The following is a 13,108-nucleotide window of genomic DNA, read 5'->3' on the forward strand; positions in this document are numbered from 1 at the left end:
ATTCCTGTCGTTACATAGAAAGCCCCGGACAAAATGCAGGCATGAAAAAACGCAGAGGCCGAGGCGTCTGCGTTTTTTGAGTGTTGTCGAAGGGTCAGTCCCGCGTCATGCCCTCGCAGGCGAGGAGCACGGACTCAAAGGAGTCCAGCAGGCTTTCGCCATAGATCATGCTGCGGTGCGGCAAGGGTGAATGGACGGAACCTTGCAACTGCCCGCTGACGTTGTACTGGCGCAGGACCTGTTCCGAGTGCAGCACTTGCTCCAGGGTCTTGTGCTGCAACGACCACCAGCAGCTGGCCTTGACCTTGAGGGTTGGCAGCGAGAACGCGTCGAAACTCTTGACCAGACGTTCATGGATGTCGAACGCCTGGGCGTTCATGATTTCCTGCTTGATGGCCTCCAGGGTGGCGATCATTGCCTGTTCGTCGGTGGCGGCTTGCTGGCTGGCCCACTGATAAAAGGCCTTGAGGCTGGTTGTCGGGTTCTCGGCGATGTAACGCGCCGCCGGCTCTTCCAGATGGGCGAACATCAGGCTGAACATTTCCACGGCAACCGACAGTTCGTTGTCTGCGCTGAGGTACTCGGGGTTGTCTTCCTCCAGCGGTTTGCGTGGCAGATCCGCGGGGAAGATGCTTTCCGGCAGCGTGGTGTCGACCAGGCCCAGGAATGTCACCTGTTTGCCCTGGCGCTCCAGGGTCGCGGCCACGTCCATCGCGATTGCGCCACCCAGTGACCAGCCCATCAGGCGATAAGGGCCGTCGGGGTGCTTTTCGACAATCTGTTCGGTGTACTCGGCAATCATCTCGGGCCAGGTCTGGGTGCTGGCGTCTTTGTCGGCGAAGCCTTTGTGCATGATGCCGAAGGTGCGGGCGTGCTTGCTCAGACGCTTGGCCAGCGGCTGGTAACAGAAGACGATGCCGCCGCTCGGGTGCAGGCAGAACAGCGGGGTGGCGGTTGACGTCGCGCCGGTCAGCTCGACCACGCATTGCACCTGCTGTTGATGTTCCATGCCGATGAACCGGGCCAGCACTTCGACCGTGGGGTGCGCGAGCATTTGCTGCAGGGCCAGTTTGATCCCCAGGCGCGCGTTCAAGGCGGAAATGAACTGAATGGCCAGAATCGAATGGCCGCCCAGCTCGAAGAAATTGTCGTCCAGGCTCACGCGCTCGACATGCAGCGCCTCCTGCCACAGTTCGGCCAGCGCTGTTTCGAGGGGCGTTTGCGGCGCACGGAACGGCCGCTGCGTCTGATGCAGATCGGGCAGTGGCAAGGCCTTGCGATCGAGTTTGCCGTTGGGGCTCAGGGGCAGCGCGCTCAGCACCATCAGGTGGCCGGGGACCATGTAACCGGGCAGGCGGTTTTTCAGTTCTGCCTTGAGGGCCTCGCGCAGTTCGTCCTCCGGTGGCTCGCTCGCATGCGGCACGACATAGCCGATCAACTGCGTGCCGGTCGCGCCTTCGTGGGCAATGACCACAGCTTCACGGACGGCTGGCCATTGCAGCAGACAGGACTCGATTTCGCCGAGTTCGATGCGAAAACCGCGGATTTTCACCTGGTGGTCGAGGCGACCGACATATTCGATAACGCCGTCAACGCCATAGCGGGCCAGGTCACCGGTGCGATAGAGGCGTCCGCCCCGGGTGCTGAACGGATCCGGGATGAAGCGTTCGGCGGTCAGCTCCGGTCGATTGAAATAGCCCCGCGCTAGCAGCTCGCCGGCAATCATCAATTCGCCTACGGTGCCGACGGGCACCGGCTGACCGCCGCTGTCGAGCAGATACACGGCGCGACCGGCCAGCGGGCGACCAATCGGCATGGCTTTGGGCAGGGGCAGGCGCCCGGTGACGTAGTCGCTGCAATCGAGCAGCGTGGAGTCGACGGTTGCTTCCGTCGGGCCGTAGACATTGAGCAGGCGCACGTGGCCGAGGCCGGCCTGGCCCCAGGCCGCGACCGCTTCCGGCGGCATGGCTTCGCCGCCGACCACCACCTGGCGCAGTGATCCGTAGTCCCGTGGGCCGGCGGCCGCGAAGTCCTTGGCCAGCAGGTTCCAGTACGTCGTGGTCAGTTCGCTGACGGTGAACTTCTTCTCCAGCAGCTGTTGATACCAGGTTTCGCTGTCCCAGATATCCTGCCCGCGCAGCACCACCGAAGCGCCGCAGATCAGCGCCGGGTAGAGCTGATCGACAAACGCATCGAAGTTGAACGTGCCGTACTGCAACAAACGGTCGGCAGGCGTCAGGCCGTGGAACTCCCGACCGATTTGCGCATGACGGGTCAGTGCGCCGTGAGTGATGCCCACGCCTTTCGGGCGACCGGTGGAGCCCGAGGTGAACATCACGTACGCCAGATTGCTGGCGAAGGTGCGGCAGGGCGGGTTGTCGACAGGTCGGTCATCGAGAGGATCAACCTCATCGACGCACACCACCTTGACCGATGGCGGCGAGGGCAGGCGCACAAGCAGCGAATCCTGCGTCAGCAATACATCCAGGCCGCTGTCCTCGATCATCCAGGTCAGGCGTTCCTGCGGGTAGTCGGGGTCGAGCGGGACATAGACCCCGCCGGCCTTGAGCACCGCCAGCAGGCTGATGATCATGTGCGCCGAGCGCTCGACGGCAATGCCCACGCGGACTTCGGGGCCGACGGCGCACGCGATCAGGGTATTCGCCAGTCGGTTGGCCGCCGAATTGAGCCGGGCATAGCTCAAATGCAGGTCGTTGACGATCAGCGCCACCGCGTCCGGTGTGGCCAGCGCCTGGCGTTCGAACAACTGGTGCACGCCTTCGTCGGGCAAGGCCGAGGTGGGCGGATTCCATTGTTCGAGCTGCACGCGGCGTTCATCGCGGCTCAGCAGCGGCAGTTCGCTCAGCGCGCGGCGCGGATCTTCGGTGATGGCCTGCAGCAGGTTCTGCCAGTGACCCGCCAGCCGTTCGAGGGTCGCAGGGGTGTACAAATCGCGGCTGTATTCGAGGCTGGCGTCGATGCGCTCCAGCGAATAGGCGATGTCCAGCGACAGGTCGAATTTGGCCTGGGTCGTGTCCGCCGGTAGAAAGTCCAGCGCCAGGTCGCCCAACATCAGCGGACCCTCGCCGGAGGCTTCGGTGCGCCAGTTGAACAGCGTTTGAAACAACGGATTGATCTGCCCGTTCGCCCGCAGTTGCAGGTCGTCGAAGCTCAGCTCCAGCGGGTAGTCGGCATGATCCAGCGCGGCGAGGGTTTCGCGGCGCAGGCGCTGGAGAAAATCCTGGCACGACAGCAATGGATCGACCCGTACGCGATAGACCTGGGCGCTGACAAAAAAGCCCACCAGTTCCTGGGTTTCGCTGCGATTGCGGCTCGCATTCGGCACGCCGACCGTGAAGTCCTGCTGGTTGCTGTAGCGGCTCAGCAGCAATTGCCAGGCACCGAGCGCCACCACAAACGGCGTCAGTCCCCACTGTTGGCAAAAGCGGTTCAAATTCTGTGTCAGCGCTGTCGGCAGGCTGAAGTCGTGTTTGCCGGCCGGATGGGTCTGCTGTTCGTGGCGAGGAAAGTCGGTCGGCAGTTCCAGCGGCGGCAGGGTCTGCCCGAGGTAGTTGCGCCAATAGTCGGCACTGGTGGCGCACGCGGCGCTGCCGAGGTATTCGCCGCGTTGCCAGTTGGCGTAGTCGGCGTACTGGATGGCCGGTCGGCGCAGCGGCGACGGATCGCCCGCCACGACCTGTTCGTAGGCCTGCATCAGGTCCTGCATGAGAATGGCGTTGGACCAGGCATCGGAGGCGATGTGGTGCATGTTCATCAGCAGCAGGTGTTGATCGTCAGCGGTCTGCAGCAACGTTGCGCGCATCAGCGGCGCGGTTTTCAGATCGAAGGGCAGACCGGCCTCGACGGCAATGCGTCGGGCAAGTTCGGGGTCGCGCGCTTCGGCGCTCAGATGGCGCAGGTCTTCGAAGTCCAGTTTGAGTGTCGTGTGTTCATCGACGACCTGCATCGCCACGCCGTCGATCTCGACGATCGCACTGCGCAGCACGTCGTGGCGTTCGATGACTTTGTTCAGCGCCGCTTGCAGATGCCGGGCTTGCACAACGCCGCTCAGGCGTACGGCGCGTGGCAGGTTGTAGGCGGCACTGTCGGGCGTAAGCTGTTGCACGAACCACAAGCGCTGCTGGGCGAATGAGAGCGGCGCCGGAGCGGGGCGGAGGCGGGCCGGGATGCCTTGAAGTTGCACGCCGGCATCAGCCATCAACAGCGCCAGCACTTCATCATCGAGTAAGTCGTTCATCGGTCTCTCGTGGTTGGCAGCGCCGTGGTCGCTGACGGCGTTGCCGACAGTCGGGTCCACGGCGATAAACATTCAGGTGAAGGCCGACAGCGCACAGGCGCTGTCGGCTGAAAGGGCGCTTTCGCTCAGGCGGTTTCGAGGGGCTTTTTGTGGGTGACGACCCGGCCACCCTCCATGCGCACCAGTTGATCGGCGACGTCGAAATAGCGGTCATCGTGGGAGATCACGATGATCGTCTTGCCCATCTGTTTCAGTTCCGGCAGCAACTCGGTGTAGAAGATGCGCCGGAACGCCGGGTCCTGGTCGGCCGCCCATTCGTCGAACACCAGCACCGGACGTTCCTCCAGCCAGGCGTTGATCAGGGCCAGCCGCTTGCGCTGGCCGGTGGACAGATCGGTGGTGCTGAACACGCCGTCCTGAATGCTCACCTTGTGCGCGATTTCCAGGCGCTCCAGATAACGGCCGGCATCGGCAGGAACCTGCTGGTCGCCCTGTACCAGCTCATCGAACAGGTAGTAGTCGGCAAAAATCGTGGTGAACAGCTGGCGGTAGTCATCGCGGGCCCGGGCATCGACCACCTGACCGTTGAGCAGGACTTCACCGCGCTGTGGCGCATACAGGCCCAGCAGCAATTTGATCAGGGTGGTCTTGCCGCCGCCGTTCTCGCCGACGATGAACACGATGTCGCCCTGAGCGATGTTCAGATTGACCGGGCCCAGTTCGAAGGCGGCGCTGCCTTTGACCGGGGGAAAGGCGTAATGCACGTTGTGCATTTGCAGGTGCTGGACCGGGATTTTGCTCACCGGCGCGGATTCGCTCAACAGCAGGTGTGGCTCCGGCGAGGAAAACTGCTCGGCCAGATCGTTGATGCGCTTGAACGCGATGTTCGCGCGGCTGATCACCGGCAGGGTGGTGATCAGGTATTCCAGCGGGCCTTTCATGTACAGCAGCACCAGCACAAAACCGCTGAGCACCGCTTTGTCAGTGCCCAGCCACAAGGACTGCAGGGCCAGCACCAGGCCGATGACCACGAAAAACAGCATCGAGCCGAACGTCTTGGCCATCACGAAAATGTTGACCGAACGAATGTGGGTCCGGCAGATGAAATCGGCGGTGCCTTCGATGCGCTGGCTGAACATGCGCTGGCGACGCGGCCGATGAATGCGCAATTCCTTGGCGCCGGCGGCAATCGCGCTGTAGTGCTTTTGCAGTTCATCCTCGGCTTCGCGAGCGGTTTCGAAGCCCTTGATGCCTTTGTTGCGGGCGACGTATTGCACTGCAATGCCGACCACCAGGGCTACCAGCAGCAGGATGAACATCGGCAGCGACAGGAACGCCAGATAGCCCAGGCAACCGAGCGTCACGGTGAAGGCGATGGCCAGCGGCGCGAAGGAAAAGGCGAAATCGCTGACCGTGTCGACGTCGTGGGTCAGCACCGGAATCAGGCGGTGGCTGCGGAACCGTTCAATCTGTTCGATGGGCGCCAGCAGAACCTTTTCACCCAGGGATTTACGCAGCCCGGCAATGATGTGCTGGCCGACGTGGTTGGTGCCGATGTCTGACAGAATCGAGGTCAACAGGGCAAAGGCGCAGAGGCCGGCAAACGTCGCCAATACCGTGGCCGACGGGCTGCCGGCGCCGTTCAGGGCTTTGTTGATGGTCGCCAGCAGGGCGGTGACGCTGACGCCACCGAGCATGCCGAGCAGGATCGACAGCGCCACGACGACCCGGTAAGGCTTGAGCAGGCCGAGGACTTCACTGATGGCTCCGCGCGATTTTGTGGTCATGGAGGTTTCCGCTTTTGGTGCCGGTCAAGGCATTGGTTCAAGGGTAGGGCTGGTTAAAAGACGAAACCCGCGGGCAGCGATTTAGCCGCCCGCGGGTTTATCGAGGACTCAAGCGACGAGCGAGCGGCGGGTGCCGCTGCGGTGTTCGCGGTTACAGGTCGCGCGCCACGCGAAAACCGATCCAGTCGCCACGCTCGGTCGGCACCAGCGCATTGCGGTTGCCGGAGCGGGAGAACACCGGCGCTTCGCCCCAGTCATTGCCGCGAATGCGCTTGAACTGGCACTTGCCGGTCTCCCACGCACTGCCGTCGCTCGGCGCGCCTTCGTAGTTTTCGTTGTAGCAATCGGCGGTCCATTCGTAGACGTTGCCGTGCATGTCGTACACACCGAAGGCGTTGGGCGGGAAGCTGCCGGCCGGCGCGGTGAAGTTGTAGCCGTCCGCCGCGCCGTAGGTATTGGCGTGCTTGGCGATGCTGTATTCCTTGCCCTCATCGAACGGGAACGGGAACGGCCCGGTGCTGCCGCCACGGGCGGCGTATTCGCGCAGGGACTCACTGACCAGGCGGTATTGCTTGCCGGTCTTTTTCGACAGCCAGGCGACGTAGGCGTTGGCCTCGGCGAAGTCCATGCACACTGCCGGGTGCTTGTCGGTGTACTGCTTGCGCGGGTCGCTGCCGGCGTAATCCGGGATCCCGGCCTTGCACGCGCGACCCGGGCGGGTATCGCCATCGGGCATGACGTAACCGGTGTCCTTGAGGTAGGCAAACCATTCGCCCTTGAGCACCTGGAAACGGCTGATCGCCAGCGGTTTGGCGAACGTCACCGGGTGCATCGGGCCTTCGTCGGGCTCACGGCCGACTTCGTCTTCAGGCGTGCCCATGGTGAACGTGCCGGTGGGCAGCACGACCATTTCCGGGCAGTCCTTGCAGTCCTTGAACACCTTGCCCGGTGCCGGTGGGGTGGCGGCCTGGGCGGTGGTCGGCAGCAGGCAGGCGGCGAGGGCGGCGAGCGTCAGCGCCGACAGGCTTTTCAAGGCAAAACGAGGCAGTTCACTGTTCATTTCGAGTCTCGTCAAAAGGAAAAAGGTTCGGCTCACAGCGCCTGATCCAGCACGGCCAGCAAGCGGTCGATCTGGGCTTCGTCGTTGAGCAGGCCCGGCGCGGTGCGGATAACCGGCCCGACATCGCGCTCGACGGCGTCGGCCACGACCTTGTTGGCCATCAGGTGCGCGGCGATCTTGTCGCTGTTCTTGCCAGTGACCCGGAAGAAGGTGAAGCCGGCGGAAAACTCAGGGCTCAACGGCGTGACCAGCTCGATCTGCGGGCGTTGCAGCAGGCGTTTTTTCAGGTAGCTGTTCAGTTCATGAATGCGCGCCTGCACGTCGGCCTTGCCCAGTTGCAGGTGTAATTTGAACGCCTCGGTCAGTGCCCAGCGGTGTTCGAAAGCGTGATAGCCGCCCGGAGTCATGGTGGTGGAGAAGTGCTCGGCCTCGGAAAACGTCGGGATGATCGGCGTGACGTATTTCACCTCCGGCGTGCGGCTGACCACGATCCCGGTGCCGCGCGGGCCGAACATCCATTTGTGGGTGCCGGCGATGAAGAAGTCGCAGTTCATGGCGGGGAAGCTCAGGTCTTCCACGCCGAAACCGTGCACACCGTCCACCACGTAGATGATGCGATCGGCTTCGCTGCGCCCACGGTTGTGTTTGTCGACCAGCGCACCGATGTCGGCGAGCGGCAGTTTCACGCCGCTGCCCGAATGCACCCAGCACATGCCCAGCACGCGGGTTTCCGGGCGGATGCTGCGGTCGATATTGGCCAGCAGTTCATCCTTGCTGATCCGGTACGGATCCTTGAACAGACGGATCTTGCGCACCTTGGTGCCGTCACGCTGGGTGCGCAGTTCAAGGATGGTGTGGGTGGCGTAATGCTCGTGGGCCGTGGTCAGGATTTCCTGATCGGCGCGTACCTGCACGCCGCCGTAAATCATCGCCAGGCCTTCGGTGGTGCTGCCGGTGAGCGCAATCTGCCGGGCATCGGCCTGCACGTATTGGCCGGCCAGCACGCGCACGGCTTCCTCGCGCTTTTCGGTGACGCCGTGGTCCCAGTCCATCGCCAGCCCGGGGTTTTTGTCGAGGGCGGCGCGGTGCATCTCGATCGCCTCACGCACCGGGCGCGGGTGGGTGGTGATCAGGAAGTTGGAAAAGTGCAGCCAGGCCGGATCCTGATCGAACAATTGCTGCAACTGCGCCCACTTGTTGCGTGGCAGCGGGGCAGCGGCGGTCGAAGCGCTGGCGAGGTTTGGCAGGCTGGCGCCCAGTGGCAATGCGGCGGCAAGGATTGTGGCCTGCTTGAGAAAGTCACGACGGTTGCTCATGGCTTGGCAGCTTCCCGGGCAGTGGCCAGTGCCGGTTTGGCGGATTTTTCCACCTGATCCCAGACCCGCAGGAAGTTGCCGCCCCAGAGCTTGGCGATATCGGCTTCGGTGTAACCACGCGACAGCAGTTCAGCGGTCACGTTGCGGATTTCGCCGACGTTCTCCCAGCCTTTGACGCCGCCACCTTCGTTGAAGTCGGAGCTGATGCCGACGTGGTCGATACCGATCTTCCTGACCGTGTAATCGATGGCGTCGCCCAGGTCCTTGAGGCTGGCCTTGGGTTCGCCTTCGAGGATTGCGTAGAGCTGGCCGGCGTATTCGCCGAACTTCTGCTCCGACCAGGCCGCGATGATCGGATCGCCCGGCATCAGGGCCACGGCCAGGTTCGGCAGTGGCGGCAGGTCGTAGCGTTTGCGCAGTTCGTTGAGCTTGTCCTGAGTCTCTTGGGTCAGCGGTCGCAGGTACTGCGAGAAGCCGACAATCTGCACCACGCCGCCACTGTTCTTGATCAGCTGCATTTCCTTGTCGCTGAGGTTGCGCGGGATGTCGACCATGGCGCGCGGTGCCGAGTGCGAGGCCACCAGCGGCGTACGGCTCAACTGCGCGACTTGCTCCAGGGCCTTGGTCGACATCTGCGATACGTCGATGATCACGCCCAGGTCGTTCAGGCGCTTGACCGCTTGCTTGCCCAGGTCCGAGAGACCGTCGAGGGCGTCCGGCGAATCATTGAAGAACGGCAGCGGACGCGACGAATCGGCCCAGTCGTTGTTGCCGATGTAGCTGAAGCCGAACATGCGCATGCCGCGCGCCGTCCACAGGTCCAGCAGATTCAGGTCGTGGCCCAGCGGGTAGGCGTTGAGCATGCTGATGAAGATCGCGAACTTGCCTTCGCCATGCAGGCGCCGGAAGTCGTTGGCGGTGTAGGCAATGCCGACCTGGTTGGGGAAGTCGCGGACCATGCCGGAAATGATCTTGTAGCGGATTTCCTGCTGGTTGCGCGCCTCGTCGACGAAGCCGGCGGTGGGCTTGTGCGGGGCATTGGCGCCGTTCCAGATTTCCGGCCAGCCGAAGATCGTCAGCGCCGCACCGGACAGGCGTCCGCGATTGGCCTTGACCAGGTCGAACTGGTCGCTGCCGTCCTTGTCGACTTCGTGGCCGGTGGTGCCGAAGTTCTGGGTGATGGTGATGTGGCTGTCGAACGAGAGCATGTGTTCGTGCAGCTCTTCGGCCTGTTGCATGACTTTGCGAGGGTAGCCGGGATTGTCCTTGAACCAGATATCCCAGACCGCGAAACCGGCACCGGCGCTGATCGCCAGGGCCAGCGGCAGGCCGATGTAAAGAGCCTTTTTCGAACGTGGTTTTGTCATTGCAATCTCAGTCAGGTTCGCCGTCGAGGTGCAGGCACAGAGGCCTTTGCTATCTGGGAAGAACGAGCGGGCGCGGGAGAAAATTAGTCCGCCCCGAGGGCGCTTAAATTTGTTCGCTCAGCAAACGTTCTAGCTTGGATAAAGCCTGCTTCAGGGCTGAACACAGGTAGGGCAATGAGGATTTCTCGACGATGGTTCATGGCAGGCCTGGCGCTGACCGGCGCTGCCGTACCTGCAGCTTATTTCGGGCATCGCGAATGGACGAAGCCCGACCCGACGATCACCCCCGGTGAGGCGTCTTTCGATGTCGCGGACGTGGCCGGGCAACGCCTGGCGAATGCGCTGCGCGGGGTCTGGAAGATCCGCTTCGTCGGGCGTGATGCAGGCCTGGACGGCTTGCCGGCCCAGGGCCTGGAAGTGTTCATCGACATCGGTCAGAAAGGCCGGGGCGTGTGCGGTTTTCTCGACACGCCGGAGCGTCTGCGCTCTGCCGACACACCTCGTTACCGAATACTCGGCGATCTTGCCGGGGCCGAGGCTTCGAAGCTCAGCTGGCGCCTGCTGGGCACCGGCGGCAGCGTCGACTACGAACTGAACATGATCCTCGACGAGGTCTGGGCGGATTTCGGCAACGCCGGCAGCGGCACCCTCAGCGGCAGTGTCCAGCGCCTCGATCGCGCGCTGGCCTTGCCGGCGCAGGATCACCGCTTCATCGCGGTCAAATGCCTGTTCCCCGAAGCCCGTCAGCGCACACCGCTGAATGCGCCTTTGCTGGCCTGGCTGGTGTCGCCCGAGCATCGACTGTTCCACCAGGTGTGGCACGCGACGCGAGACAAATGGCACACCCTGTCCGAGGATAAGCGCAACGCCATACGCGGCCTCGGCTGGCAGCCCGGCCCTCGGGATCAGGAGCGTGACGCCCGGGGCAAGCGCAAGGATCGCAACGGTTCAGGGATCGATTTCTTTTTCATGCACCGGCACATGCTCGGGACGGCGCGTTCGCTGCAGGATCTGCCGTCGTGGGAGTTCTTTCCGCTGCCGCAACCGGAACTGGTGCGCGACCGTCCGGGTTTTGCCCGCTATTTCGACAACCACGACGGCACCGCGCTGCCGCCGACCTGGCTGGCCGATGGCGACGATGAATTCAGCCAGTGGGTCAGCGACATCAAGACCGCCGAGACCTATCAGAGCAACTTCGAAGTCTGGGAGTCGCAGTACCGCGATCCGCAGTATCTGTCGAAGATGACCCTCGGCCAGTTCGGTTCCGAAGTCGAACTGGGCCTGCACGACTGGCTGCACATGCGCTGGGCTTCGGTGCCGCGCGATCCGTCCAACGGTCAGCCGGTGCCGCTGGCCCGGGATCTGGACGATTTCGCCGCGCGCTGGTTCGCCCCGGAAAACGACTTCCTCGGCGATCCGTTTTCATCTCATGTGAACCCGGTGTTCTGGCATTTCCACGGCTGGATCGATGACCGCGTGGAAGACTGGTTCCGCGCCCATGAGCGTTTCCATCCGGGCCAGGTCACGCGGCTTGAAGTCAATGGTGTGAAATGGTTTGCGCCTGGGCGCTGGGTCGAAGTCGCGGATCCGTGGCTCGGCCCGACCACCCACGGTTGCAGCACCACGCCGGGGTTGCAGGTCGGCAAGTCGGTGGAGATGGACCCGGAAACCATGAAGCTGGCGCTGCGAATCGTGTTCGGTTCGGATGAGAAGAAGCTGGAAGGATTGTTCCGGCGGGTGCCGAAGCGGCCGTGGTACGCGCGCAATCTGAAAGCCAAAACCAACGCGGTCTGAGGACCGCGTTATCGTTCGCTGGATCACCCAATGCAGCAAGCTCGCTCCCACAGTGATCGTGTCCACTCAGATGGAATGCGGTCACTGTGGGAGCGAGCCTGCTCGCGAAAGCGGTCTTGAGTTCGCTGCGATTACAGCGCCTGCCACCCACCGCCCAGTGCCTTGTACAACCCGATACTCGCCTGCAGTCGCGACAGGCGCAGTTGCACATTCAGATCCTGCGCCGCGTACAGCGTGCGCTGGGTTTCCAGTACCGTCAGCAAATCCTCGGCGCCGGCCTCATAGCGGCTCTGGGCGATGTCGAACGCAGTCTGCGCCTGATTCAACTCTTCACTTTGCCACTGCCGCTGCGCGTCGAGCCCGCGAATGCTGTTCAGCGCTTTTTCGACGTCGGCGAAACCATTGATGATGGCGGCGCGATAGGTTTCCAGCAGTTCTTCCTGACGGGCCCTGGCCTTGTCGCGCTCGGCGCTCAACCGCCCGTTGTTGAAAACGGGTGCGAGCAGTCCGGCGGTGAGGTTGTAGAAGGGGCTGCGGATGATGTCGTCGAACTGGTTGGCGCCGGAGCCGAGCTGGGCAGACAGGGTCACGCTCGGCAGCATGGCGGCGCGGGCGACCTTGACGTCGGCTTCGGCCGCCGCCAGTTGCGCCTCGGCGCGGGCGATGTCCGGACGGTGGCTGAGCAGGTCGCTGGGCACACCGGCGGCGATGGTCGGCCATTGCAGTCGGTCGAACGGCTCCGCGCCGGTTTGCAGGTCCTGCACTGGTCGGCCGAGCAGGGCGGCGAGGCTGATCAAAGCGTCCCGGGCCTGTTGTTGCACCAGCGGCAATTGCCGTTGCTGCGCGGCCACCAGGCTTTTCTGCTGGGCCAGTTCCAGCGCGGTGGCCGAGCCTGAATCGAAGCGGGTCTGCACCAGTTTCAACACATTCTGCGCGTTCGCCAGGTTCAGTTCGGCGATGCGACTTTGCTCGCGCAGGGACAAGGCCTGCGCATAGGTGTTGGCCACGCCGCTGAGCAAGGTCAGTTCCACGGTCGCCCGATCGAACTCGCTGGCTTGCAGGGCAAACTGTGCACTGTCGCGGGAGGCACGTTTGCCGCCCCAGAAGTCGATCTCGTAAGTGGCGGTCAGGCTGGCGTCGAAATAGTCCACCGCCTTGTTGCTGTTGTCGGCGTCGAGCTGGCTGTAGCCGTTGCCGCGCAGCAATTTCTGCCGATTGGCATTGGCCCCGGCTTTCACTTCAGGTAACTGCGAGCCACCGGCAATCACGGTGCCAGCCTGGGCCTGGCGCACCCGCGCCATGGCGGCCGCGAGGTCGAAACTGCCGAGGCGGGCCTGTTCGATCAGGCGGTCGAGCTCGGGGCTGCCGAACTGCTTCCACCATTGCGGATCGATGCGGGCGACGCTGGCGCTTTGGGGCGATTGCCAGGTCGACGGTGGCTGCAAGCCGCTGTCGGGACGCTGGACGGGACTGCCGCAGGCGCTGAGCATCAGGCACACGGTCAACAGGCTGAGGCGCGATTTCAT

At 63.4% G+C, this 13,108-nt stretch carries 7 protein-coding genes; 1 reads left to right on the forward strand and 6 read right to left on the reverse strand.

From position 1 onward, the window contains the following. Positions 1–94: 94 nt before the first annotated feature. The 5 genes from IHQ43_RS09655 to pvdM all read right to left on the reverse strand — a co-directional run bounded on the left by IHQ43_RS09655 (position 95) and on the right by pvdM (position 9,788). A complete protein-coding gene (locus IHQ43_RS09655) occupies positions 95–4,258 on the reverse strand; it encodes an amino acid adenylation domain-containing protein (protein WP_192564160.1) in 4,164 nt (1,387 codons plus the stop codon). A gap of 125 nt (positions 4,259–4,383) precedes the next feature. After that, positions 4,384–6,045 (reverse strand): cyclic peptide export ABC transporter, encoded by a 1,662-nt coding sequence (locus tag IHQ43_RS09660; RefSeq protein WP_192564161.1) that lies wholly within the window; start codon positions 6,043–6,045, stop codon positions 4,384–4,386. Between the two features lie 151 nt (positions 6,046–6,196). Further along, the gene (pvdO, locus tag IHQ43_RS09665) at positions 6,197–7,105 is read right to left on the reverse strand and encodes a dihydropyoverdine dehydrogenase (RefSeq protein WP_192564162.1); all 909 of its coding nucleotides are present in this window, start codon (positions 7,103–7,105) and stop codon (positions 6,197–6,199) included. Between the two features lie 32 nt (positions 7,106–7,137). Further along, positions 7,138–8,421, reverse strand: a complete 1,284-nt coding sequence (gene pvdN, locus IHQ43_RS09670) for a pyoverdine-tailoring periplasmic protein PvdN (RefSeq protein ID WP_192564163.1) — start codon at positions 8,419–8,421, stop codon at positions 7,138–7,140. Next, entirely contained in the window at positions 8,418–9,788 is a 1,371-nt protein-coding gene (gene pvdM, locus IHQ43_RS09675) for a pyoverdine-tailoring dipeptidase-like protein PvdM (RefSeq protein ID WP_192564164.1), read from the reverse strand. The genes pvdN and pvdM overlap by 4 nt, the downstream gene beginning before the upstream one ends. Positions 9,789–9,962: 174 nt before the next feature. Between pvdM and pvdP the strand changes: the two genes are divergently transcribed. Beyond that, positions 9,963–11,582: a pyoverdine maturation tyrosinase PvdP gene (gene pvdP, locus IHQ43_RS09680; protein WP_192564165.1), complete on the forward strand. Its 1,620-nt coding sequence runs from the start codon at positions 9,963–9,965 to the stop codon at positions 11,580–11,582. A 131-nt stretch (positions 11,583–11,713) separates the two neighbouring features. Here the strand turns inward: pvdP and IHQ43_RS09685 are convergent, their stop codons facing one another. Further along, a complete protein-coding gene (locus IHQ43_RS09685) occupies positions 11,714–13,108 on the reverse strand; it encodes an efflux transporter outer membrane subunit (protein ID WP_192564166.1) in 1,395 nt (464 codons plus the stop codon).

This window comes from Pseudomonas gozinkensis, from assembly GCF_014863585.1.
In the GTDB taxonomy this organism is placed as follows: Bacteria; Pseudomonadota; Gammaproteobacteria; order Pseudomonadales; family Pseudomonadaceae; genus Aquipseudomonas; species Aquipseudomonas gozinkensis.

Coding starts and splice junctions, on each gene's coding strand:
- IHQ43_RS09685 (WP_192564166.1), bottom strand. CDS start 13,108: ATGAAATCGCGCCTCAGCCTGTTGACCGTGTGCCTGATGCTCAGCGCC.
- pvdO (WP_192564162.1), bottom strand. CDS start 7,105: ATGAACAGTGAACTGCCTCGTTTTGCCTTGAAAAGCCTGTCGGCGCTG.
- pvdM (WP_192564164.1), bottom strand. CDS start 9,788: ATGACAAAACCACGTTCGAAAAAGGCTCTTTACATCGGCCTGCCGCTG.
- pvdN (WP_192564163.1), bottom strand. CDS start 8,421: ATGAGCAACCGTCGTGACTTTCTCAAGCAGGCCACAATCCTTGCCGCC.
- IHQ43_RS09655 (WP_192564160.1), bottom strand. CDS start 4,258: ATGAACGACTTACTCGATGATGAAGTGCTGGCGCTGTTGATGGCTGAT.
- IHQ43_RS09660 (WP_192564161.1), bottom strand. CDS start 6,045: ATGACCACAAAATCGCGCGGAGCCATCAGTGAAGTCCTCGGCCTGCTC.
- pvdP (WP_192564165.1), top strand. CDS start 9,963: ATGAGGATTTCTCGACGATGGTTCATGGCAGGCCTGGCGCTGACCGGC.